A 23080-nucleotide genomic window follows, 5' to 3' on the forward strand; every position below is an offset into this window, starting at 1 on the left:
GTACGACATTGAACCCTCACCCATCGTACGGTCGTGCGGAAGCGGGCCCAGGGTCCTTGGACCCTCGGCGCGAATCCGGCCCCCGGCCTACCCGCCCCCGGCCCGCCGGCCCGTGGCGTGTGTCACTCGAAACGGGCCGCCAGCATCACCACGTCCTCGTCGTCCTCGTCGCCGTCCGCGCCGGTGTCGAGCCCTTCGGGCAGGACGGTCCGCAGCACATGGTCGACGATTGCCGACGGGTCCTCGCGGGCGGCCTTCGGGACGCTCGCGGCCGCCGTGTGGAGCCGTGCGAACGCGCGGTCCATGGGGTCTCCGGTGCGGCGCAGCAGCCCGTCGGTGTAGAGCAGCACTGTCTCGCCGGGGCCGGGCGAGAACTCCACGCTCGGCGCCTCCCAGCAGGCCAGCATCCCGAGCGGCGCCGACAGCGAGGTCTCGACGAACTCGGTCCGCCGCTCCCCGGTGATCAGTGGCGGGGTGTGCCCGGCCCCGGCGAGCACGACCTTCCTCAGAGCCGGCTCGCAGTACGCGAACAGCGCGGTGGCCGAACGGGCCGGTTCCGTCAGCCGCAGCAGCAGCTCCAGATCGGACAGTACGGCGACGGGGTCCTCCCCCTCCATCACGGCGTACGCCCGCAGGCTCGCCCGGAGCCGCCCCATCGCGGCCAGGGCGCTCGGCCCCGACCCGGAGACGGAGCCGACGGCGAGCCCCAGTGCACCCTCCGGCAGCGGCAGGGCGTCGTACCACTCGCCGCCGCCGCGCGGTCCGCCGAGATGGCGGGCGGCGAGGCGGACCCCGGGCACCCGGGGCAGCCGGCTGGGCAGCAGTTCCTCGGCGATGATCGCCATCCGGGCACGTGCCCGGTCGAGCTCGAGGAGCCGGGCCAGATGCTCGGTGGCGTACCGCCCGTAGAGGCCGACGAGATGGCGCTGGCGCTCGACCGGTTCGGCGGGCTCGTCGTAGAACCAGACGGCGACGCCGAGCCTTCCGGCCTCCGCGGTGGCGAGCGGCAGGGCGTAGCTGGCCGCGTAGCCGAGGCGGACGGCGACTTCGCGAAGGCGCGGGTCGAGGCTCTCGTCGCGGAACAGATCGGCCTGGGCGACCGGGCAGGGAACGCTCGTGGGGGCTCCGTCGAGGATCCGGCCGTGGGGGGTGGCGCTGCGCGGGACGGTCTCGATGTGGCCGAGGTCGGCGTGGGCGAGGCCGAGGCCGACGGTGGTGGCGGGGCCGCGGCCTTCGGGAGGTTCCAGGACGACCATGCCCCGGCGGGCGCCGACCAGGGCGGCGCCCGCGCGCAGGAGTTCATGGAGTGCGTCGTCCCGGGTGCCGGTTCTGGCCAGGCGCTCGGTGAGTTCGTGGAGGGTGGTGAGGTCGGAGACCCAGCCGGCCAGCCGGTCCTGGATCAGCGCGCCGGGGGCCGTCGTCGGGGCGAGGGCGGGGGAGGCCGCGAGGGTCGCGGCAGTGTGCGCGGAAGCGGGAACCGCTGAATCGATTCCAGCCACTTTCGGCAGGTGAGGGGCGCTCATGGCAGCCGACTTTCCGACTGGTGCGTTTCGGCCAATAGCATCGCAAACCCCCATGTCATTCTGCGCAGCTATCAATGCATCCACATCTACACGCACACGTGAGGAGATGTCCAGCATTGTCCTGGCGGAATTGCTGGTGTCCACGGGATGTTCGGGGTGTCGCTAACTTGGCCAGAAAATGCCCCCCATGGCATCCATTTGCGGTCGACTGAGGGAGTTCGAGAGGGGGCACCTCCCGGGGCGAAGATCCACAGTCAGAAGTCCCAGGGGGAGCGTCATTCCGAACGTGGTGGGTACGTAAATGGTGATGGTCAGGGGCAGTTGGGACAGCTCCGGAACCTGGCGGGGAGCCCGGGCGTCTTAGCCGCCGAGGCCGCCGCGCCCCATCCCGAGTGGCGGGACCAGCGGAACCAGTTCAGAGGGACCGGTTCAGCGGGACGGTAAAGCGCCATGCACGCGCCACCCTCGCCACACGTTTAATGGACACGGTCCACGTTCGTTCGGCCCCCGCGGTGCTCGTCGCCGCAGCGGCTCGGGGCTCCCATGCCCCTGGCAGGCTCACGGCGAGGGGCGGTGATGCGACGATCTGCACGATGTACGCGGCAACACCTGCAGTGATGCTTGCCGTGGTGTGCGCGTACGACGAGCGAAGCACGAGCGCGAGCACGAGCACGAAGCGATGGTGCGCACGAAGCGATGCGCACGCGCGATGCACGCAGTGGCACGTCAGCGGTACGCACAGTGAAGTGATGCACACATGGTGTGATGTGGCCCTCGGCGTTCAACGGAAAGGAACGAGCGCTCATGCGCGAGATCCCCGGAAGGCGACGCAGGCTCCGGTTCCGGCACAAGGGGACGCCTGCCCAGCTCGACGCGGCGCTCACCTGCGCCACGGCATGGCACTGGCCCGTGCTTCCCGGTGTGGGGCTCGGTCCTGTCGCACGCGATGACCGCGGACGCGGTTGCGCCTGCCCCGATCCCGAGTGCGTCGTTCCCGGCGCACACCCCTTCGATCCCGGAATCCTCGCGGCCACCACCGACGCACGCATGGTGCGCTGGTGGTGGACCAACCGCCCCACGGCCCCGATCGTGCTGGCGACGGGAGGCCGTGCGCCGTGCGCCGTGAGCCTGCCCGCGGTGGCGGGAGCCCGGGCGCTCGCCGCGCTCGACCGCATGGGTATGCGGCTCGGCCCGGTCGTGGCGACCCCCACCCGCTGGTCGCTGCTCGTCGCCCCGTACTCGATGGAGCAGCTCGGCGAGCTGCTGTATGCCAAGGACTGGGTGCCCAGTTCGCTCCGCTTCCACGGCGAGGGCGGCTATCTGGTGCTGCCGCCGTCGGAGGCCGGTACGGGACAGGTGCGCTGGGAGCGTGCCCCGCTGCCCGGTTCGGCGTCGCCCTGGCTGCCGGGCGTGGAGGCCGTCGTCGACGCGCTCGTCGAGGCGAGCGTGAGCGCGCCCGCCGAGGGGTTCACCCCGCCGGAGGCCGGGGACGGCACCCGGCTCACGTACTGAACCGCCGACGGCCCGCGCCGCACCTCGGCTCGCCGGCGTGAAGAATCCCGGGCTCGGCTCACTCTTACGGGTGTGAGCTGAGCCCGGTTCTACGGGAATTGGGCGCGCGGAGCCCCGGGCTCCCTCGCACCGTCGATATCTTCGGCCCACCGATGCACCTCACGTGTCGCGCCGCACGCGTGACCGGAGCCTCACACGTCCCCGCGCCGGCAGGTGGGCCGCCCATGAACATCCGTATGACCGGACTCGCGCTCGCGGTCGTCACCGCTGCCCTGCTGCCCATCGCGGCCTCCGCGGGGCCGGCCCGTGTGCCGGGACCTGAGGCGAGGTTCGTTCCGGAGCACGACAAGTGGGTGGAGCGGCCCGGAATTCTGGCTGAAATCGATGCGGGCGCATCACCCTGGCGCGGGCGGACAAGCGAACGTTGCGGCCCGGAACTCACCTCGCCCGACGGTGTCGAGGCCCAGACGTGCGTCCTGGCCGAGGGCGGGGACGCCTGGGCGCGTACGTACTACCGCAATGCGACGGGCGAGAGGCTGAGCGCCGTGCTGAGCCTCATGGGCCCCGGCGGCAGGACCGTACAGACCCATTGCGTTGTGGAAGCCGACGATGAACCCGGGGCCTGCGAAACACCGCGCGAGAAGGCGGAAGCCGAAGTTGATGCGTATGCGGCGGTGGCGGAGTTCGCGCGTTCCGGAGATCTCGGAGAAGGGCCGCTGTTGCTGCGATCGGGGAGCAACTCCCCTGCCGTTACGGGTGGTTGAGGAACGGCTGCGCGGTGCGTCGTAATCCGTAAATAGCGACGCCCGGTCGCTGGCGACGGGGGATGCACCAGCGACCGGGCTTCCAGAACGGTAACAAGAGATCTGCTGTTCGCAAATTCGATCTCGGGTATTCGGACAGGGAATTACCGGCCCGTGTGGGCATGTGTGACCGGGATCACCTGTCGGGTGACAGAAATCGTCACCGTGCCCGTCCGGACCGTCAGCTCAGCGTCACCTGGCGGTTGGTGAGACCGCCGCGCGCCCGGCGCTCCTCCGCGGTGAGCGGGGCGTCGGTGGCGAGCGCATCGCCCAGCCGCTCGGCGAATTCCGCTGCCGGCTTCTCGCACTCCTCGGCGCCCATGGAGCGGGGCAGGTCCCAGACCGGGACCATGAGCCCGTGCGCCCGGAACGAGCCGACCAGCCGGGTCTCTTCGGTGAGGCTCGAGGTCCCGGCGGCGTGCAGCCGGGCGAGCGCGTCGAGGAGCTTCTCCTCGGGGTGCGGCATGACCCAGCGCAGATGGTTCTTCTCCGGGGTCTCGCACCAGTACGCCGAGTCCACGCCGGTCAGCTTGACGGTCGGGATCGCGGCGGCGTTGGCGCGCTCGAGGGAGGCGGCGACCTCCGGGCCCGCGTTCTCCGCGTTGTCCGGGATCCAGAACTCGAAGCCCTTGTGGATGACGGGCACGAACGGCGCGGCCGGGTCGAGCAGATCCTGCAGTCGCGGTCCGTCCGCCGGTACACGCGCGGCGGAGACCGGGCTGCCGGGCTTCGCGACGAGCACGCGGCGCAGCGTGTCGGCGATGTCGCGGCTCAGGTCGCCGGAGGTCGTGTCGTTCTGCAGAGCGAGCAGTACGGCGCCGCTGTCGCGGCGCAGCGCGGGCCATGCCATCGGCAGGACGGTGGCGAGCGTCACCGACGGGACGTCGTCGGGCAGGCCGTCCTTCAGGGTCAGTTCGACCGTCGCGGCAGGGACCAGCTCCCGCAGGGCGACCCAGTCGCACTCGTTGGGGAGCCCTTCGAAGGGGCGCTGGACCCGCTCGGTCACGGCGTGCGCGGCGGCTCGGCCGTGGCAGGCCTTGTAGCGACGACCCGAACCGCACGGGCAGGGCTCGCGGGCGCCGACGACGGGGATCTCCCCGTCGGCGATCTGAGGCTTGACGGCCTTCGTCTGGGGGCGCTTCTTGGCCATGGTGTGGCTCTCTCCCGAGGACTGCGGTGCTGTGTGGTGCCTGTGTCTCGGGCGCGAGCCTAGCCGTTACGGCCCGTTTGCCGGTCGCTACGTGTCCGAGGGTGTCGTCGCGCGCGTCGCGGTCCGGGTCTCGGGCGTGCCTCGGTGCAGCCGCCGTGGGGGCGTCCTAGGCTTCGTCGTACGTTTCCTCGTACGTGTCCTCGTACGCTTCCACGAAGTCGAATCCGGACCCGGGTCCCGAGCCAGTGACGCGCGTAGCGAAATCGTCGCGACGATGCCCTTCGGTCACGAGCACCCACACGGTGACCTCACCGGCCTCGCTGTCCCGCACGCCCCAGTCCTGGGCGAGCGCACTGATGATGTTGAGCCCGCGACCGCCGTGCGCGGTGACCGAGGGAGTGGCCGGAATCGGTCGCGTGGGACCGCCTCCGTCCGTCACCTCGACGGTCAGCCTGCCCGCCTTGTCGAAGCGCCAGGCGGCGCGGATGTCGCCGTCCCCGATCTCCGCGCGGCCCAGCGGTCTGCCGTGCCGGCAGGCATTGCTGAGCAGTTCGGAAAGGATCAGAACAGCATCGTCGACGACCGATTCGGACACCCCGCTGCGCCGCAGCTGCTCACGCATCCGGTGCCTTGCCTCACCCACGCCCGCAGGGCCGTGGGGCACGGCCATGCTCGACGACGTGGGCACTTCCTGTGCCACCACCAACGCCACCCCCGAGACCTCCTTTGCCCCACGCCACGGTGTGGATGCCCCACTGGACTGGACCGGAAACCGGCCAATCCGTGTCTGGTGACGCACTCGTAACGATCGAACACGGACCGAACGCGCCGGTGCACTCCATGTAGTCACTCCGGGTGACACAGTCCTGACTCCGGGTTCGGCTCCGGGCTCCGCGCAGGGCTTGCCCGTGGGACCGGCTAGCCGCGGCCCAATTGGGCCAGAACCTGCTTCGGGCGGTTGGTGATGATCGCCTCGACGCCGAGGCCGACGCACAGATCGACGTCCTCCGGCTCGTTCACGGTCCACACGTGCACGCGGTTGCCCGCCGCCTGCAGGCGCTCGATGAACGCGGGGTGATTGCGTACGAGCCGGATTCCCGGCCCCGCGATGCGGGAGCCCGCCGGCAGCCGCCCGTCGCGCATGCGCAGCGGGAGAAACTGCAGCAGGTACACGGTCGGGATGGTCGGCGCCGCGGCGGCGATCCGCTGCAGCGAGCGCGCGGAGAAGCTCATGACGCGTACGGACGACTCGGCGGGCGTCGCGGGGGCGTCCAGGCCGAAACGCTTCAGCAGATGGAGCAGGCGCTCCTCGACCTGGCCCGCCCAGCGGGTGGGGTGCTTGGTCTCGATGGCCAGGTCGATCGGCCGGCCGGCGTCGGCGACCAGCTCCAGGAGCCGCTCCAGGGTGAGGACGGACGTGAACTCGCGGTCGCCCCAGTCCGGGCTCTCCTCGCTGTCCTTCCACGAGCCGAAGTCGAGCGCGGCGAGCTTCGAGAGCTCGAGGGCGGAGACGGCGCCGCGGCCGTTGGACGTGCGGTTGATGCGACGGTCGTGGACACAGACGAGATGACCGTCGGCGGTGAGTCGCACGTCGCATTCGAGGGCGTCGGCCCCGTCCTCGATGGCCTTCACGTAGGCAGCCAGGGTGTGCTCGGGCGCGTCCTCCGAGGCGCCTCGGTGGGCGACGACCTGGATCGGGAGTTGTGTCACCGCGTCATGGTGTCATCGTCGGCACGGGGACGTCGATCATGTGTCCGCAATGTCCGGGATAAAGGGTGGGGCGGATACGCACAGGTCCCGCTTACAGTGGCCTGACAGCCAGTGGGAAAAGCTGAGCGCAGCGCACCTGCGCCATGCGCACCCGCGCATGCGTGCCGACGAGCCCGGCCGACGCGCCGGGCCCCACGCGTACCGACAGCGGAATCGCGGATTCGCGGAATCGAGGAGAGAGAGCTGTGAGCACCGAGAACGAGGGCAACGAGGGCACTGCAGGTCAGGGCGCCCCGTCCGTACCTCCCGTGCCACCTCCTGCGCCGGCGGCCGCTCCCCAGGCCGCGTCGCCGACGCATGCCGCGCACGAGCCCGCCGGCGCGGATGCGCCGACGCAGCAGGTACCGCCGGTACCCGCGTCCTCGCCCACCGCGACGCAGCACGCTGCGGGTGGCTGGCCGCCGCCTCCGCCGCCGGCCTCCCCCTGGGGAGCACCCGTACCCGCGGCGGGTCACGTGGCCGCCCCGCCCAAGCGTTCCGGCGGACTCGTCGCCACCGTGCTCGCCGCCGCGCTCGTCGCGGGCTGCGTCGGCGGCGGCATCGGCTACTGGGCGGCCGAGCGCAACGACGGCGGCGGCATCTCGACCACCGTCTCCGCCGGTGAGACCCCCGCCGGCTTCAAGCGCGAGCCGGGCACGGTCGCCGCGGTCGCCGGCAAGGCGCTGCCGAGCGTCGCCACCATCGAGGCCCAGGCCGGCGGCGGCGAGGGCGAGGGTGGCACGGGCACCGGTTTCGTGTACGACAGGGAAGGCCACATCCTCACCAACAACCACGTGGTGGAGTCCGCGGCCGACGGCGGCACGCTCTCCGTGATCTTCCCCAGCGGCAAGTCGTACGACGCCGAGGTCGTGGGCCGTGCCCAGGGCTACGACGTGGCCGTGCTGAAGCTGAAGAACGCGCCCGACGGACTGGCTCCGCTGCCGCTCGGCAACTCCGACCGGGTGGCCGTCGGCGACTCCACGATCGCGATCGGTGCGCCCTTCGGCCTCTCCAACACGGTCACCACGGGCATCATCAGCGCCAAGAACCGCCCGGTCGCCTCGGGCGACGGCTCCAGCGGCAAGAACTCGTACATGAGCGCCCTGCAGACCGACGCCTCGATCAACCCCGGCAACTCCGGCGGTCCCCTGCTCGACGCGAGCGGCGCGGTGATCGGCATCAACTCCGCGATCCAGTCCGCGGGCAACGGCATGGGCCAGACCCAGGCCGGCTCCATCGGCCTCGGCTTCGCCATCCCGATCAACCAGGCCAGGAACGTGGCCGAGCAGCTCATCAAGACCGGCGAGCCCGTCTACCCGGTGATCGGTGCCACCGTGAACATGACGGACCAGGGTGCCGGCGCCACCATCGCCACCCAGGGCACGGGCGGCACCCCCGCGGTCACCCCCGACGGCCCGGCCGCCAAGGCCGGCCTCAAGCCGGGCGACGTCATCACCAAGTTCAACGGCAAGCCCATCGACAGCGGCCCGACCCTGATCAGCGAGATCTGGAACCACAAGCCGGGCGACAAGGTCACCCTCACCTACGAACGCGACGGCAAGGAGTCCACGGTCGACGTCACCCTGGGCCAGCGCGAGGGCGACAGCTGACGGGCTAGGCTGTGCACGCGTACGTCACCCGTGATCGTCCGGTGCGGCGGCGCGAGGTGGGTTGCCCGAGCGGCCTAAGGGAACGGTCTTGAAAACCGTCGTGGCGGCGACGTCACCGTGGGTTCAAATCCCACACCCACCGCCAGGTCAGAGAAGCAGCAGGTCAGCGGGCGCGCCCCCGAATCGGGGGTGCGCCCTCTGCGTTCACCCTGTCTCACCTCGAGTCGCCCGTATCCCGCTGGTGACCAGCACGTATGGGCCATGTGTGGGCCAGGATCAAGGGCTCACCCGCCGCTCAGCCCCTGCTTGGCAGGTTGCCGCCGCATCGTTCTCTGCACCGGTATGTGGGGACTCCCTGACCCGGCCGTGCGGCCAGCGTGGGTTCGTAGGCCGTTCAGGCCGGCCGCTGTGCGGTGAGAGTTTCTCTGCTTCATCAACGCTCGCTCCGCTCGCCGCCGGGCCCGACGCTCCTGATGGTGACGGAAGACGTTGGGGATGGTCGGCTTGCGGTGAGCCGTATTCGCTCCTGGGGCAGTGACCTCTTAAGACAGAGCCGGTCCCGTGTGCCGGCCGTCCCCAGCTCTCTCCCGGGATCGCGCGGGAGTCGTCAGCGTGCTCCAGGGCCCGGTCTGCTCCCCTGTCGTTCGGAGGGGTATGCGACCAGTGGTGGCCGCCGATCTCCGGTCGAGCTGTGCCACGGCAAGATCAAGCACCTTGTAGAGCCGACCGCGGCGACAGCCGGCGAGACGTCGCGGAGGGTGGCCGCAGAGAATGCTCGCTTCCTGGGCGCCGCTCCCGGGTGTCGCACGCATGCCGTCCACTCGCTGCGCCCGCCTTGCGCGGCCCGTCAGCGGGCCTGCACGACCGAACTGGTATCAGCCACGGCTGCGACGTTGTCACAGGGCAGGGCGCCGTCCTGTCATTGCCCCGTAAGAGACAAATTTACTTCTATGCCCCATGTTGCCCATTCCCGGCCAACCGAGGACGACAGCCCCGATGAATACGACCACGATCAGCATCGACCGAGTGACACTCGGTAGGCAGATGCACGCGTCTGACATATCCGACACGGCGTTCGCGCTGCTCGACGGGCAGGGAACGGTGGTCGCGTGGACGCAGGCCGCTCAGCACCTTGTCGGATACTCCGCCGACGAGGTGGTCGGCCGGTCCGCCGCGCTCGTGCTGCCGTCCTTCGGTGAAGCGTCGGCGATGTCGGCGTTCGTCGAGCAGTGCCGTGCCCGGAACGGCTGGTCGGGCGCGACGGCGGTGCGCCACCGGGACGGCCGCATGCTCGACGTCGGCCTGCGGATCTCGTTGGTACGGGGGCAGGACGGAGCAGTGCGGTGGCTCGCTTCCGTGACCGACATCGGCGTGCCGTCCGGGGACGCGGTGAACGTATTGGTGCAGGGGTCGATTCTTGACCGCGCGCCGATCGGCGTCGTCGTCCGTGACCTGGAGCTGCGTTGCACCTGGGTGAACGACGCGATGGAGAGCCACGACGGCATCTCCCGTGGCCGGCGGCTCGGATTCGGGATCACCGACGCATGGCCCAGTGTCGAAACCGAAGCCACGGAGGCGGTGATGCGGCGGGTGCTGAGGAGCGGTAGCACCAAGGTCCACGAGTACCGCACGTGGCTGCCGGCGAGTCTGGGTGAGGAGCGCCCGTACGCGGTTTCGTTCTCCTGTCTCCAGGGCGCCGACGGCCAGCCGCTGGGGGTGTGCAACATCAGCGTCGACGTCGCCGAGAGCCGGCGGGTGCGCGAGCGCCTCGTCGTCCTCGGCGAGGCCGGTACGCGCCTTGGCAGGACCCTGGATGTGATGCAGACCGGTCAGGAGCTGGCCGATCTCGCCGTGCCCCTGTTCGCCGACTTCGTAGCCGTGGACCTGGAGCAGTCGGCCCTGTTCGGCGAGGGGCCCCCGGTCCGCATCGGCTCGATCGGCAAGCGCCTCCCCGTTCTCCGGCGTGCCGGTCTGGCTTCGATCCGCCCAGGGGTGCCGGAGTCCCCGTGGGTGCGCGGTGAGCCCGTTCACGTACCGTTCGCCTCGCCGATCGGCGTCGCCCTGATCACCGGCGAGTCCCGTCTGGTACCGAAGGTGGACACCTCTCCGGGCTCGTGGATCGACCGGATGCCGGCACTGGCGCAGAGGATCCGTGAGAACGGCATGCACTCTGTGATGGTCGTGCCCATCCGTGCGCGGCGCGTCCTGCTGGGCACGGCGTTGTTCGTCCGCACCGAGAACCCGATGCCCTTCCAGGAGTGCGATCTGCTCCTGGCCGAGGAGCTCGTCGGCCGCGCCGTGGTGTCGTTGGACAACGCGCGCCAGTACGCGCGCGCGAACACCGCGGCCCTCGCGCTCCAGTGCAATCTGCTCCCGCGCCGTCTCAGGGGAGGCTTGGCGGTGGAGGCGGCCTCCCGCTACCTGCCCGCCGACATCGACAGGGGCGTCGGGGGCGACTGGTTCGATCTGATCCCGCTGTCCGGCGCCCGGGTGGCCCTCGTCGTCGGCGATGTGGTCGGACACGGCGTCAACGCCGCCGCGAAGATGGGCAAGCTCCGCGCCGCAGCCCACACGCTTTCCGGCCTGGAGCTACCCCCCGACGAACTGCTGGCGCACCTCGATGACACGGTCCAGCGAGTGGCTGAAGGAGACAGCGACGATCCGGACCGGAGCGACGCGGCAGTGGGCGCCACCTGTCTGTATGCCGTCTACGACCCGGTCACCCGGAAGTGCACCATGGCAACCGCCGGACACCTCCCGCCCGCGATCATCGACCCGAAGGGCCGGGTGACCTTCCCCGACCTTCCCACCGGAGTCCCCCTCGGTATCGGGCTGGGGATCCCTTTCGAGGCCGTCGAGCTGGAACTGCCCGAGGGAAGTCTCCTCGCCCTGTACACCGACGGCCTGATCGAGACCCGAGGACAGGACATCGAGGAGGGAATGCACCGCCTGGGCACCGCCCTCGCGCAACCGGATCTCTCCCTGGAGGACCTCTGCACCCGCGCGATGGAGCCCGTCCAAGGTCAAGAGGCGTGCGACGACGCCAGCCTGCTCCTGGTCCGCACCCGCACACTCAGCCCGAACCAGGTCGCCTCCTGGACACTGCCCAGCGACGACACCACTGCCCGCCGCGCCCGAAACCTGGCCGCCGGTCAGCTGGCCGAATGGGGACTGGAAGGACTCGAGGACTCCACGAAGCTGATCGTCAGCGAACTGGTCACCAACGCCGTCCGCCACGGCACCGGACCGATCGATCTGCGTCTGACCCGGCACCAGGTCCTGACCGTCGAAGTATCGGATACCGACGCCTGCTCCCCGCGTCCGCGTAACGCGAGCCCTTCCAACGAGAACGGCCGCGGCCTCGCCATCGTCTCCCAGCTGTCCCGCCGATGGGGCACCCGCCCGACACCGGGCGGCAAGGTCATCTGGGCCGAGGCGGACCTTGCCACGCATCCGGCCGCTGATCGATTGCCCGTCGGCGCGCCGACGTCAAGCACGTGAGGTGACCGATCCCGGCACCACTGGACACTGGGGAGGCCGTCTCATCGCGGAGGACCGTGTCAATCTTTGAGCCCGCGGGCCAGATTCGTGCCAGATCCAGCGGTCAGCCGCGGTCAATCGAGGGCGACCATGGGGCCCGCACGCTCGCAACGGCAGTCCCGGCGTCCTGACGGGACGAGGTGGGCAGATGCATCAGAGATCACCGCCAGGCTTAGAAGACAGTGGCTCCCAAGCTCCGCTGTGGACCAGATATGTCAGCCTGCAGCCACCAGCCTTTGCCGACACCGGAGGCTCCGTGGACTCTGCTGCCATCACCAAGCCTGAGCGCCTGTGGTCAGCGCAGGAGGTGTTGACGCGGCCCAGCCCCGTGCCGGCGGCGGCCGGGGTCTACGAGTGGTACTTCGTGCCCTTTGCCGACCTGGCTGCCGGGCGCCTGCTCTACGTCGGTATGGCCCCGCGACACATGGCGAACCGAACCAGCAGGCAGCCGCCGGTATCCCGCCTGGAGATCGTCCCACGCCCGCGGCCCACCCTGGATCGAAGCCTCATACCCTTCCAGCCGACCCGTTGCATCGGCTCGCTGTCGAGGAATGCCTGTGCCCGAGCGAGCAGTGCCGCTCGGGGAGTCCGTCTCAGGCCGAACCGAACCGCTCTGGAGCCCGGAGCGACTTCAGCCACAGAGACCCACCGAGTGACCGCGGTGCAGGGGCCCTTGAACCGGCCGCGGATCGAGATCTGCCCGGTGCTCGCCGCGTAGAACCAGGCGATTGACTGGTACGGGCCCACACAGCGTGAGCCCTGACCCCACAGCCGCTGCAGCTCACGCTGCCCGAACTCGCCGCCGCCCGAACCCGCGAGCCCGACCAGCGCGCGCCGGTCGGGCCCCACATGCTGTTCGGGGCCGCGGCTTCTGCCTGCCCTGCGGGTCAGCCCGAGAGGGGCGTGCCGAGCATCGCGGAAGCCTGCTGGTATGGGCTGAGGCCGGGGGCGGGTGGTGTGGCCGCGGGGACGGTCTGGCAGGTGAAGCCGAGGAGGGTCATGGCCCGCCGGACTTCGCCGGCGCTGAAATCACGCCGGTCCTGGCGGGTGATGACCTGTCCCACCTGCTTGAGGGGGTAGTGGCGGCGGCCGATGATCACGGATTCTCCGGTGACGGGCTCGGGCTTGATGCCCTTCATCGACTGCAGCACCCCGCTCTTGGTCAGGTCGAACGGGAAACGGGCGATGACACAGCGCATGAGGCCTCGCAAGGAGCAGGGGAGAACGGCCGGGTGGGTGAGGCGGTTCAGCGGGAAAGGTAGCCCAGGGAACAACCGTGCTCGTCGACGACGGCCAGGACCCCGAGGCGCTCGGAGCGCATCGTGTGCTCGGCATCGGCCACCACGGTGACGGACGAGGCGAAAGGCACGCTGTCGCCGTGGATGTCGCGCAGGCGAACCCGGTCCGTATACGCGGAGTCGTTGCGGACGGCGGTGAGCCGGGTCTGGGTGACCACGCCGGTGCACTGGCTGTCCTCGTCACAGACGAGCAGGTGCCCGGCGCGGGCACTGGCCATGACGGAAAGAGCCACCTCAACGGTCATGTCGTCCCACACGCGGAGTCCGGCCCCGTCCATGACGTCGACCGGCGTCCCGTTCTCGGTGACGGCGCTCGCCGGGCGGGGCTGCATCTGAGCCAGTGTCACAAGGTGCCTCCTGCAGGGATGGGTCAGTGGTCAGTGTCCTGATCGCGAGCGTTCTAGGCGGCCTCGTCGAAGGCCGGCTGCCGCCGGGCGGCCCGGCTCGGTGCCTGCGAGGGGCGTCGACTGCGCCGGCCGCGTGTGGCGGCGCTGCGCCGGGGGCGCTCGGTCACAGGCGCCGTGATGGTGACGGGGATGCCGGAGGGCGCCTGGGCCCCGGTGATGCGGTGCAGTTCGGCCTCGCCGGAGCGGACCTGGGTGGTCTGCGGGACGATGCCCGCGGCCGCCATCAGACGGGTCATGTCGCGGCGCTGGTTGGGCGTGACCAGGGTGACGACGCTGCCGGACTCGCCGGCGCGCGCGGTGCGCCCACCCCGGTGCAGATAGTCCTTGGGGTCGGTGGGCGGGTCGACGTTCACGACGAGGTCGAGGTTGTCGACGTGGATTCCGCGCGCCGCCACGTTGGTCGCCACCAGCACGGTGACGTGCCCGCTCTTGAACTGCGACAGGGTACGGGTGCGCTGAGGCTGGGACTTGCCGCCGTGCAGCGCGGCGGCCCGTACCCCGCTGGCCAGCAGGTCCTTGGTCAGCCGGTCAACGGCGTGCTTGGTGTCCAGGAACATGATCACGCGGCCGTCGCGGGCGGCGATCTCGGTGGTGGCGGCGTGCTTGTCGGCGCCGTGGACGTGCAGCACGTGATGCTCCATCGTGGTGACCGCCCCGGCCGAGGGGTCGACGGAGTGCACGACGGGGTCGGTCAGGTAGCGGCGCACGAGGAGGTCGACGTTGCGGTCCAGGGTGGCGGAGAACAGCATCCGCTGGCCCTCCGGTCGCACCTGGTCGAGCAGGGCGGTGACCTGCGGCATGAAGCCCATGTCGGCCATCTGGTCGGCCTCGTCCAGCACGGTGATGCCCACCTGGTTCAGTCGGCAGTCGCCACGGTCGATGAGGTCCTTCAGCCGGCCCGGAGTCGCGACGACGACCTCGGTGCTGCTGCGCAGCGCACTGGCCTGGCGGCCGATGGACATCCCCCCGACCACGGTCGTCAGCCGCAGCTCCAGCGCCCGGGCGTACGGGGTCAGCGCCGCGGTGACCTGTTGGGCGAGCTCCCGGGTCGGGACGAGAACCAGCGCGAGGGGCCGGCGGGGCTCGGCGCGACGTCCGGCGGTACGGGCCAGGAGCGCGAGGCCGAACGCCAGCGTCTTGCCGGAACCGGTCCGACCGCGACCGAGCACGTCACGGCCCGCGAGGGTGTTCGGCAGGGTCGCACCCTGGATGGGGAACGGCACGCTCACGCCCTCTGCGGTCAGTGCGTCGAGCAGCTGCCTGGGCATGTCGAGATCGGCGAACGCCTCGACTGCCGGCAGCGCGGGCGTCACCGTTTTCGGGAGCGCGAACTCTCCCTGCACCGCGGCGGGCCGACGACCGTAGCCGCCGGAGCGGCTCGGCCCGCCGGCACGGCTGAGGGCACCGGAGCGGCTGGGGCTGGGGCTGGATGAGCGGAGGCGGCTGCCACGGCCGGAGCCATCGGCACTGCCGGCACGGGTGCGGGAGTAGCGGTCGTTCATGCGTGTGCGGTTCATGCGGAACCTTCCTCGATGCGGCACGTATCAAGGAATTCCCGCAGCAGAAGAGCGGCGCGGTGAATCGCGAGAACGAGCCAAAACTGAAAGCAGAAGCGAAAACAGGGCCGGGCGACAGAGAATGGCGGGGTGTCCGCTCAAATGCGCCGAGCGATCCGGACGGCAGGCCGGAGTCTTGATCAGCTCATACGGAGTCGATATCCGGAGCTTGGGTGTTCGTCAGGCGACGGGACTGGGGTCCGAGAGGACTGCCGCGGTGGAATTACCGGGGATGCGGGGCGACGCTGCACCGTCCCATGCAACGAGCTGGGGCCCGCACCCCACGGTGCGGGCCCCAGCTCGTGCTACGCGTCGGCGTCAGGCGGGAACGATGTTCTCCGCCGTCGGGCCCTTCTGGCCCTGCGCGATGTCGAAGTTCACCTTCTGGCCCTCCTGCAGCTCGCGGAAGCCCTGGGCGGCGATGTTCGAGTAGTGGGCGAACACGTCAGCGCCGCCACCGTCCTGCTCGATGAAGCCGAAACCCTTTTCCGCGTTGAACCACTTCACGGTGCCAGATGCCATGTCAATTCTCCTTCGGGGCAGTGCCCGGGCCCACACTGTGCGGAACCCGTGTCGCCGCGATGATTGCCCCGTCCGGAAAATTAGCCGGAAATTACACAAGTGCTTCCAGCGGCATCATCACGCCTATGGAGGCACTTGGAGTTTGGGAACCACAACTGCAACTGAGATCGACAGTAGCACGCCGGGATCGGCCCCGCGCGGTGAACAATTCCACACGGGCCGCCGCGCAAGATACCGTCATCGCGCCTTGACCTTATTTCTCATTTCGCGGTCACAGATATTGGGCGACGCCGACCGAAGTGTTTCTGCGCAGGGGTGCAGTCGCTATGGGTGGGGCCGGACGGTCGAGGTCCGGCAGGGCGGACCGCCGCCCAGGGGCCGGAGCCGGCTGGCCACGCGACGGGTCGGCAGGCAAATGCATCAAGCCTCGGCCCCGTGTCGGGGCTCGGCGGCGGAGCGCCGCAGTTCCTCGTTGATGCGCTGGGCTTCCTCGAGCTGGTCTTCGAGGATGACGATGCGGCAAGCAGCTTCGACGGGGGTGCCCTGGTCGACGAGCTCGCGGGCACGAGCGGCGATTCTCAGCTGGTATCGGGAGTAGCGGCGGTGTCCGCCCTCCGAACGCAAGGGGGTGATGAGGCGGGCTTCACCGATCGCGCGCAGGAAGCCGGGGGTCGTGCCGAGCATCTCGGCGGCTCGGCCCATGGTGTAGGCGGGGTAGTCGTCGTCATCGAGACGGTCGAAGGAGTTCTCTGCGGTCATTTGCACCTCTGATCGGGAAACGCGTCGAGGGGTTCCGGTGCCGTACGGCACCGGAACCCCGAAGGATGGACACCGTCTGCCGGCCTGTTTCGGTGCCAGGCTTCTCTTTCCGCACGGTTCCCCGGCAGAGGGGCGTGTGCGGGGATCGCGCATGGGTGACCGTGGGGCACCTTCCGTTCCGGGGCCTGCGGTACCGGGCTGACCGGATTCCTGCCCGGGCGATCCTGATGGCGTCTGCCTTCTTCCTTCTTCTTTCCTGCTGGTCAACTGCCTGCTGCGCACAGTGCGTACTGCTTGCGGCCCCTGGGTGAGCCGCGCTGCCCCGGCGGTCGACCGGGCGTCCGCGGGAACTCCGGCCCCGCCGCTCCACTGCCGTGACACATCCTTCTGGTCCTGCGTGCGCGGCAGTCCGTCTCCGTTGTCGCGCCTTCTGGGTTTCTCGGCTACGAGGAAGACGATAGTCCCCGGGCGGGCACGCATGTGTATGACGGCCATGACAGGTTTTCTGAGGGGGGCGTGCGCGACTTCTGTCGTCAGAGCCACCCCGAAAGCTCCGCCGGACGGGGCGCGCCGTGCCGGGCCGGTGGGCGTGAGGGCCGCAACCTCGGGTCGTCCGCCGGACGAGCACCGTCCCACGACGCTGGTTCCGGGGACGGCTGACGGAGGGGATCTCGGCCGGGCGATGACGCCCGTCCGGTGCCGGTGGAGCTGACACAGGGAGTGCCCGGCGTGGTGGCGCAGGGGTCGTCAGGCGAAGGCCGAGCAGGACGCGCAACCCGGGGCAGGCCCGCAGACCGGCGCGGATCCGTCCTGACGGGACAGGCGTGGAGAAAGGCGCCCCCGCGGAATGCGGGGGCGCCTTTCTCGTACGTACTGCGCGACTGTGTGAGGGTGCGTCAGGCGACCGAACCGGCCTTGCGGCGGCGGACGACGAAGACCGCGCCGGCACCGACGGCCACGGCCGCGCCGGATGCAGCGGCGAGCTGCGGGAGGGCCGAGGACGAGCCGGTGTCGGCGAGGGTGCCGGCGTTCACCGGGGTGGTGGACGTGACGCCCTGCGGCTTGTTGTCCGGGGTCTGCGGCGTGGTCTTGCCGGGCTCGGCGTCATCGACGTCGCCCGCGTCGGTGCCCGCGGCGAGGAGCTCGAAGGCGTACTCGGTGAAGTCGTTGCCGCCGCAGGACTCGTCGTCGTTGACGTAGTCACCGGCGACGAAGGCCAGGCCCTCACCGGCCGGGGCCGTGGCGTCGACCTTCAGGCGCAGCTTCACGTCGGCGTGGGCGCCGGCCTTCAGCGGGCTGACGGAGCCGGCGTAGCCGCCTTCCTCCTCCACGTTCTTCCAGGTCGGGGAGGTGGCGGTCGACCACTGCAGGTGGAAGGCGTCGTCGATGACGTTGTAGCCGCTCTTGTCCGTCGCGTGGAAGTAGACGAACGGGAAGACCTCGTCCAGCGTCTTGTCGGTGCCGTTGGTGACGCGGAGCGAGAAGTCGGTCGTCGAGCCGGCGACAATCTTGGAAGGCAGGCCGGTGACGACCGTGGTGAGCTTGCTCTCGAAGACGCAGTCCTCGCCCTCCTCCGCCTCCTCCTTGGCGTCGGCGAGCGCCTTGTCGGCGGCCTCCTTCGCCTTGAGGGCCTCTTCCACGGCCTTTTGGGCCTTGGAGTACTCCCTGGCGGCGGCGACACGGGCGTCATCGGCCACCCGGCGGGCCGTGGCCGCCTTCTCGTCGGCGGCGGTCTTGGCGGCCGCGGCAGCCACGGCGGCGGTCTCGGCGTCGGCAACGGCCTGCTCCGCGGCCGCCTTCTCCTCGGGGGTGGCGGCCTCGGGCAGTGCGGCGAGTGCGGCCTGGGCGTCGACGAGTGCCTGGTCGGCGTTCTCCTTGGCGGTGGCGGCATCGGCCGCCTCCTTCTCGGCGGCCTTGGCAGCGACGGTGAGGGGCGCGTCGTCGGAGAGCGCGGCCTCGACGACGGCCCGCGCGACCTTCTGCGCGGCGACGGCATCGTCGTACGCCTTCTGCGCCTCCGCGGCGGCCTTCTCGAGTTCCTCGATGGAAGGCTTGTCCTCGGCGGCCTGGCGCTGCGCCGGTGACGCAACGGGCGGCTTGGCGTCGGCGGAGGCCGGGGTGACGGAGAGCAGGACGACGGGGGTGGTCACGGCGGCGACGACGGCCGTGGCAAGCGTGCGGCGAATCTTCAACGGAGTCCTTTAGTGGGTCCGAGAGGCAGGGTTCGAAAGCGTTGGGGCAGCCGCTGCGGTAGCACCCACGCAGGGCCGCTGTCCCGTGATCGTATGACCGGAAATGCCGCCGTAGGAAGCGAGTTGTGCAGGCGACGAGCGCGGCGTGGCCTGCTCACGGCGCAGGCAAATGCCCCGTAAGGGGGTAGTTGCCTTCCTGGTTCGGGCCAATTTTGTGATGCATGTCATTTCGCATCGGTGCAGTGGGTGCCGGCTGTTCGCCCGGGTGTGGTGGCGAGGTCGTCCGAGGGGTCGTGCCGGCCCCCTCGGCCCCGTCGTCCAGGACGGTGCCGAGGGCATGGCTAGTCGCGGCGTCCCGTGCTCAGCCGTGCCGCCGAGGCGATCGTGGCGCGGGCCTCCCGCTCGGTGAGCCCGGTGCGGACCGCAGCCTCGGTGAGGGCGTCCGCGAGTGCGTCCCCGATGCCGTTCTCGTACGCGCGGCAGGCCGCCCAGAACAGCCGCGTGTTGCGCTGGCCCTCTTGGGCGGCGCGTACGAACTGGACCAGCCCTTCGCCCCTGGGTGCCCGGTCGTCCGCGTGCGACGGCTCAGGGTCGTGGGGGTGGCGACGCGCGGGGGGCGCGATCAGGCGCAGCAGTGCGCGGGGGCAGGGTGCGGGCGGCAGGTCTGCGGTGCCGGGCGCGAGCCGGTACGCGCCGTGCGCCGAGACCGAGCCGGGGCCGACGAGGTAGCCGCCGCTGCCCCGGACGTCGATTCCGGGTGCGAGGCGGCTCGCCGAGTTCGGTACGACGACGTCGGGCGGGCCGCTCAGCCACAGATGGCGGCCGCCGCTGGGCGTGAGCACGGTGACCGTCTCCGGGACGGTGAACAGGTGCTGCAGCGCGAGCTGCCGAAGGGCCGTGACGGAGTCGGATCCCCCCGTCGCGGCGCTCTTGGTGTCGAGGTCGATGCCGATCAGGTGATGCGGGGGCCGGCCGCAGGCGATGCCGTAGCCCGTGGCCCGGGGTGCGGCGGCGAACAGGGCGCGTACGCCGGCCGGGTCCGTCGTGGCGTCGTGCACACCGTGTCCGGGCAGCCCGCACTCGCCGCGGCAGAGGACCGGCTGCTGGTCGCGGCGGTGGGGCGAGGGCAGCGCGGGGAGCTTCGTGGGGGACAGGGGGATCACGGGGAGCCCGCGCTCGGCGGCGGAGAGAGCGTGGGCGAGGGCCAGGGTGGCGCTGTGCCGGTCGGTGGTGGCCATGGTTCCATGTTCGTACGAGTGTTCGAATAAGGGAAGAGGGGGAAGAGGGGGTTGGAGAGGAATGACGGAAAATGTGCCGGAACGCTTCTTCTCCTGCCGTGGGCGGTTTTCGGGGTCCGCGAGGTCGTGAGCTGGGACGTTGAGGGCGTGAAGGGGGTTTATCGACATGTCCTCACGCTTGAGGAGGAATCGGGGCGTCCGCGACGGTTCGCCGGGGATTCGGTGGGCAACTCTGGAATCGCGACGTCGTGAGCACGACCGAGGCGGTCGGCCAACTGCCCGGGTCCCAGCCGTACTTCCGTACTTCCGGTGCACTCAGGGGTGCACCTACGGTTCCTGGAGGAATTGACATGGCAAGCATCCGTACCGCTCGCGCCCTCGCCGCTGTCGCCGCGCTGCCTCTCGCCGCCGCACTCTTCTCGGGTGTCGCCCAGGCCGACAACGGTGCCTTCGCGGGCGACGGATCGAACGCGTCCGTGGCCGAGATCGAGGGCAGTGGCGTGGGCAACGACAACTACGGCATCTCGACGACCACCCAGCAAGTGGCCACCGGTGCCGGCGCGTCCAACCGGAACAACACGGTGAGCGTGAACGGCTCGGCCTTCACGGCGATCGACCAGTCGACCGAGACCGTGACCGTGAACTTCTTCGAGCTCTGGTAGGACGCGGCCCGAAGGGGAGCCTGGTCGAGGGGTGAACAACGGCCTGCGTGGCGGTGCTACGGCATCGGCGCGCAGGCCGTTTCGCATGTCCGCGCCCGTCCGCTGTCGCGGCGGCCCGAGCCGCCCGTGTGCCGGCTCGCGTCGGAGCGCGCGCTCACGCCTTGACAGGCGCTCGCTATCTGACGGACAGTCAGAAACCCATCCTGCGCCCGGGAGGCCCCCGCCGTGCACCTCGCCCCGACTGAGCGCCAGCAGCGGCTGCGCGCCGAACTCCGCTCGTACTTCCGTGACGTGATGCCGGACGGGCCGCCGGGCGCCGACGACACGGCGGAGCAGCGCAGGCTGCTGCGCCGGATCGGCGCCGACGGCATGCTCGGGCTCGGCTGGCCGGTCGAGTACGGCGGGCAGGGGCGCGGAGCCGACGAGCAGTTCGTCTTCTTCGACGAGGCGTACCGTGCGGGCGCACCCGTGTCCATGGTCACGCTGAACACGGTCGGCCCGACCCTGATGAAGTACGGCACCGAGCAGCAGAAGTCCTTCTTCCTGCCGCGGATCCTGCGCGGGGACGTCGTCTTCGCCATCGGCTACAGCGAGCCCGGGGCCGGGACCGATCTCGCTGCGCTGCGGACGAAGGCGGTGCGGCACGACGACGGCGCGGAGGCTTCCTGGGTGATCGACGGGCAGAAGATCTTCACCTCGAACGCCCAGAACGCGGACTGGATCTGGCTCGCCTGCCGCACCGACCCCGACGCGCCCAAGCACCAGGGCATCTCGATCATCCTCGTCCCGACCGGTGCGCCCGGCTTCTCGTGGACGCCGATCGAGACCGTCGGCGGGCTGACGACGACGGCGACGTACTACGACGCGATCCGCGTCCCGGCCGCGCATCTGGTCGGCGAGGAGAACGGCGGCTGGGGGCTGATCACCAACCAGCTCAACCACGAACGGGTCGCGCTCGCCGCGATCGGCATGCAGGCCGAGGACTTCGCGGCCGCGGCGCTGGAGCATGCCCGTACTCCCGATCCGGTGACGGGCGTGCGTCCGGTTGACGAGCCGTGGGTCCGGTCCAGGATCGCCGAAGTGCATGCCCGGCTCGCGGCAACGCGCCTGCTCAACTGGCGTTTGGTGGGCGATGTGGGGGCCGGCCGGCTCGCCCCCGGCGATGCGAGCGGCGTGAAGTTCATGGGAACCGAATCGGCCGTTGAGGTGTATCGAATGTGCCAGGAGATCACGGGGGACGCGGGTCTGGTGAGGGCCGGTTCGCCGGGCGGCTCCGGCAGCGGGGAGCTGGAGCGGATGAACAGGGCGGCGCAGATCAACACCTTCGGGGGCGGGGTGAGCGAGGTGCAGCGGGAGATCGTCGCGACGATGCGGCTCGGCATGAGGAGGGGGAAGCGGTGAGTGCGGGAGAAGCGGATGCGGACGAGCTGTACGGGCTGCTGAGGACGTACGAGGGGCGGCGGGTCGCAGTCCACGCGGGCACCGGCAAGGACCTCGTCAACGAGCCGATGATCAGGCACTGGTGCGAGGCGATGGGGGACACGAACCCGGCGTACCGAGGACCGGACGCGATCGCTCCGCCGACGATGCTCCAGGCATGGACGATGGGCGGGCTGTCCGGGCACGCGGACCGCACGGGCGCGTACGACGAGTTGTCCGCGCTGCTCGACGGCGCCGGATTCACCTCGGTGGTGGCGACCGACTGCGAGCAGGAGTATCTGCGACCACTGCGGCCGGGCGACCGGATCACCTACGACTCGTCGATCGAGTCGGTGTCGCCACGCAAGACGACCAAGCTGGGGACGGGGCATTTCGTCACGACGAGGATGGACATCCGCGCGGACGGCGAGCTCGCGGGCACGCACCGCTTCCGCATCCTCAAGTACGCACCGACGCGGGCACCCGCGCAGGCGCAGGGCCGGGCGCCGACGCGGGCACCCGCGCAGGCACCGACGCAGACAGTCACGCAGGCGCAGGGCCGGGCACCGACGCAGACAGTCACGCAGGCGCAGGGCCGGGCGCCGACGCGGGCACCCGCGCAGGCACAGGTGGCCTCGCAGGCAGCGGCACCGGCCACCGCGGGGAGGCAGCAGCGGGCCCGACGGCCCCGGCCGGTGGTCAACAGGGACAACGCCGGATTCTGGGACGCGGTCGCCGAGCACAAGCTGCTCATCCAGCGGTGCGGGGGGTGCGGGACGCTGCGCTTCCCCTGGCTGCCGGGGTGCGGGGCGTGCGGCTCGGCGGAGTGGGACACGGTCGAGGCGGGCGGCGAGGGGACCGTCTACTCGTACGTGGTGATGCACCACCCGCCGTTCCCGGCCTTCGACCCGCCGTATGCCGTGGGGCTGATCGAGCTGGCCGAGGGCGTGCGGATGGTGAGCAACGTGGTGGGGGTGCCGTACGACAAGGTGCGGATCGGGATGCCGGTGCGGCTGGAGTTCCTGCGGGTGGACGAGGAACTGGAGCTGCCCGTGTTCCGGCCGTCGGCGGAGTCGCACGAGCCGGAAGTGCCGAAAGCTCCGGCAGTGCTCGCCGTGCCGGCAGAGAGCGCGGGCTGAC

The 23080-nt window shown here is 70.5% G+C and carries 18 protein-coding genes, 1 tRNA gene and 1 pseudogene; 8 read left to right on the top strand and 12 right to left on the bottom strand.

Annotated elements, in window-relative coordinates:
* Positions 1 to 122: 122 nt before the first annotated feature.
* Entirely contained in the window at positions 123 to 1640 is a 1518-nt protein-coding gene (locus tag ABT078_RS23170; protein ID WP_351230720.1) for a PP2C family protein-serine/threonine phosphatase, read from the bottom strand.
* A 687-nt stretch (positions 1641 to 2327) separates the two neighbouring features.
* On the opposite strand from ABT078_RS23170, the gene ABT078_RS23175 reads away from it, so the two are divergent.
* Together ABT078_RS23175 and ABT078_RS23180 are read left to right on the top strand one after the other, a co-directional pair.
* A complete protein-coding gene (locus tag ABT078_RS23175) occupies positions 2328 to 3035 on the top strand; it encodes a bifunctional DNA primase/polymerase (RefSeq protein ID WP_351230666.1) in 708 nt (235 codons plus the stop codon).
* A gap of 236 nt (positions 3036 to 3271) precedes the next feature.
* The gene (locus ABT078_RS23180) at positions 3272 to 3799 is read left to right on the top strand and encodes a hypothetical protein (RefSeq protein WP_502981280.1); all 528 of its coding nucleotides are present in this window, start codon (positions 3272 to 3274) and stop codon (positions 3797 to 3799) included.
* Positions 3800 to 4019: 220 nt separating this feature from the next.
* On the opposite strand, the gene ABT078_RS23185 is transcribed toward ABT078_RS23180, so the two are convergent.
* From ABT078_RS23185 to ABT078_RS23195, 3 genes are all read right to left on the bottom strand, one after another.
* On the bottom strand, positions 4020 to 4988 hold the full coding sequence (locus tag ABT078_RS23185; protein ID WP_351230670.1) for a DUF5926 family protein: 969 nt from the start codon (positions 4986 to 4988) through the stop codon (positions 4020 to 4022).
* A gap of 166 nt (positions 4989 to 5154) precedes the next feature.
* On the bottom strand, positions 5155 to 5787 hold the full coding sequence (locus ABT078_RS23190) for an ATP-binding protein (protein WP_351230672.1): 633 nt from the start codon (positions 5785 to 5787) through the stop codon (positions 5155 to 5157).
* A 119-nt stretch (positions 5788 to 5906) separates the two neighbouring features.
* Entirely contained in the window at positions 5907 to 6698 is a 792-nt protein-coding gene (locus ABT078_RS23195; RefSeq protein WP_351230674.1) for a glycerophosphodiester phosphodiesterase, read from the bottom strand.
* Between the two features lie 245 nt (positions 6699 to 6943).
* On the opposite strand from ABT078_RS23195, the gene ABT078_RS23200 reads away from it, so the two are divergent.
* The 3 genes from ABT078_RS23200 to ABT078_RS23210 all read left to right on the top strand — a co-directional run bounded on the left by ABT078_RS23200 (position 6944) and on the right by ABT078_RS23210 (position 11848).
* Complete coding sequence (locus ABT078_RS23200) at positions 6944 to 8347, top strand: S1C family serine protease (protein ID WP_351230676.1); 1404 nt, start codon at positions 6944 to 6946, stop codon at positions 8345 to 8347.
* Between the two features lie 55 nt (positions 8348 to 8402).
* A tRNA-Ser gene (locus tag ABT078_RS23205) sits at positions 8403 to 8492 on the top strand.
* 899 nt (positions 8493 to 9391) lie between these two features.
* Positions 9392 to 11848: a SpoIIE family protein phosphatase gene (locus ABT078_RS23210; protein ID WP_351230678.1), complete on the top strand. Its 2457-nt coding sequence runs from the start codon at positions 9392 to 9394 to the stop codon at positions 11846 to 11848.
* 693 nt (positions 11849 to 12541) lie between these two features.
* On the opposite strand, the pseudogene ABT078_RS23215 reads toward ABT078_RS23210, so the two are convergent.
* The 8 genes and pseudogenes from ABT078_RS23215 to ABT078_RS23250 form a co-directional block, all read right to left on the bottom strand.
* Positions 12542 to 12712 (bottom strand): annotated as a pseudogene (locus ABT078_RS23215) (ketosynthase chain-length factor); the annotation flags it as partial.
* Positions 12713 to 12774: 62 nt separating this feature from the next.
* Positions 12775 to 13086, bottom strand: coding sequence for an SCO5918 family protein (locus ABT078_RS23220; RefSeq protein ID WP_351230680.1), 312 nt, complete (start codon positions 13084 to 13086; stop codon positions 12775 to 12777).
* A gap of 47 nt (positions 13087 to 13133) precedes the next feature.
* Positions 13134 to 13532, bottom strand: a complete 399-nt coding sequence (locus ABT078_RS23225; RefSeq protein ID WP_351230682.1) for a CBS domain-containing protein — start codon at positions 13530 to 13532, stop codon at positions 13134 to 13136.
* Positions 13533 to 13585: 53 nt separating this feature from the next.
* Entirely contained in the window at positions 13586 to 15109 is a 1524-nt protein-coding gene (locus ABT078_RS23230; protein WP_351230684.1) for a DEAD/DEAH box helicase, read from the bottom strand.
* Positions 15110 to 15466: 357 nt separating this feature from the next.
* On the bottom strand, positions 15467 to 15670 hold the full coding sequence (locus ABT078_RS23235; protein WP_014047008.1) for a cold-shock protein: 204 nt from the start codon (positions 15668 to 15670) through the stop codon (positions 15467 to 15469).
* A 420-nt stretch (positions 15671 to 16090) separates the two neighbouring features.
* The gene (locus ABT078_RS23240; RefSeq protein WP_351230686.1) at positions 16091 to 16429 is read right to left on the bottom strand and encodes a MerR family transcriptional regulator; all 339 of its coding nucleotides are present in this window, start codon (positions 16427 to 16429) and stop codon (positions 16091 to 16093) included.
* Between the two features lie 896 nt (positions 16430 to 17325).
* Positions 17326 to 18621, bottom strand: coding sequence for an LAETG motif-containing sortase-dependent surface protein (locus ABT078_RS23245; protein ID WP_351230688.1), 1296 nt, complete (start codon positions 18619 to 18621; stop codon positions 17326 to 17328).
* A gap of 341 nt (positions 18622 to 18962) precedes the next feature.
* A complete protein-coding gene (locus tag ABT078_RS23250; RefSeq protein ID WP_351230690.1) occupies positions 18963 to 19859 on the bottom strand; it encodes a bifunctional DNA primase/polymerase in 897 nt (298 codons plus the stop codon).
* 350 nt (positions 19860 to 20209) lie between these two features.
* Between ABT078_RS23250 and ABT078_RS23255 the strand changes: the two genes are divergently transcribed.
* From ABT078_RS23255 to ABT078_RS23265, 3 genes are all read left to right on the top strand, one after another.
* Positions 20210 to 20521, top strand: a complete 312-nt coding sequence (locus tag ABT078_RS23255) for a hypothetical protein (protein ID WP_351230692.1) — start codon at positions 20210 to 20212, stop codon at positions 20519 to 20521.
* 225 nt (positions 20522 to 20746) lie between these two features.
* Positions 20747 to 21922: an acyl-CoA dehydrogenase family protein gene (locus ABT078_RS23260; RefSeq protein ID WP_351230694.1), complete on the top strand. Its 1176-nt coding sequence runs from the start codon at positions 20747 to 20749 to the stop codon at positions 21920 to 21922.
* Entirely contained in the window at positions 21919 to 23079 is a 1161-nt protein-coding gene (locus tag ABT078_RS23265) for a bifunctional MaoC family dehydratase N-terminal/OB-fold nucleic acid binding domain-containing protein (protein ID WP_351230696.1), read from the top strand. The genes ABT078_RS23260 and ABT078_RS23265 overlap by 4 nt, the downstream gene beginning before the upstream one ends.
* Position 23080 lies beyond the last annotated feature (1 nt).

The organism is Streptomyces sp. NPDC002133, from assembly GCF_040296405.1.
Taxonomy (GTDB): Bacteria; Actinomycetota; Actinomycetes; order Streptomycetales; family Streptomycetaceae; genus Streptomyces.

What these genes read in the sequence shown, in the direction of transcription:
- ABT078_RS23210 (WP_351230678.1), top strand. Translation starts at nt 9,392, where the DNA reads ATGCACGCGTCTGACATATCCGACACGGCGTTCGCGCTGCTCGACGGG.
- ABT078_RS23220 (WP_351230680.1), bottom strand. Translation starts at nt 13,086, where the DNA reads ATGCGCTGTGTCATCGCCCGTTTCCCGTTCGACCTGACCAAGAGCGGG.
- ABT078_RS23230 (WP_351230684.1), bottom strand. Translation starts at nt 15,109, where the DNA reads ATGAACCGCACACGCATGAACGACCGCTACTCCCGCACCCGTGCCGGC.
- ABT078_RS23255 (WP_351230692.1), top strand. Translation starts at nt 20,210, where the DNA reads ATGGCAAGCATCCGTACCGCTCGCGCCCTCGCCGCTGTCGCCGCGCTG.
- ABT078_RS23240 (WP_351230686.1), bottom strand. Translation starts at nt 16,429, where the DNA reads ATGACCGCAGAGAACTCCTTCGACCGTCTCGATGACGACGACTACCCC.
- ABT078_RS23175 (WP_351230666.1), top strand. Translation starts at nt 2,328, where the DNA reads ATGCGCGAGATCCCCGGAAGGCGACGCAGGCTCCGGTTCCGGCACAAG.
- ABT078_RS23235 (WP_014047008.1), bottom strand. Translation starts at nt 15,670, where the DNA reads ATGGCATCTGGCACCGTGAAGTGGTTCAACGCGGAAAAGGGTTTCGGC.
- ABT078_RS23180 (WP_502981280.1), top strand. Translation starts at nt 3,272, where the DNA reads ATGACCGGACTCGCGCTCGCGGTCGTCACCGCTGCCCTGCTGCCCATC.
- ABT078_RS23170 (WP_351230720.1), bottom strand. Translation starts at nt 1,640, where the DNA reads ATGCTGGACATCTCCTCACGTGTGCGTGTAGATGTGGATGCATTGATA.
- ABT078_RS23250 (WP_351230690.1), bottom strand. Translation starts at nt 19,859, where the DNA reads ATGGCCACCACCGACCGGCACAGCGCCACCCTGGCCCTCGCCCACGCT.
- ABT078_RS23185 (WP_351230670.1), bottom strand. Translation starts at nt 4,988, where the DNA reads ATGGCCAAGAAGCGCCCCCAGACGAAGGCCGTCAAGCCTCAGATCGCC.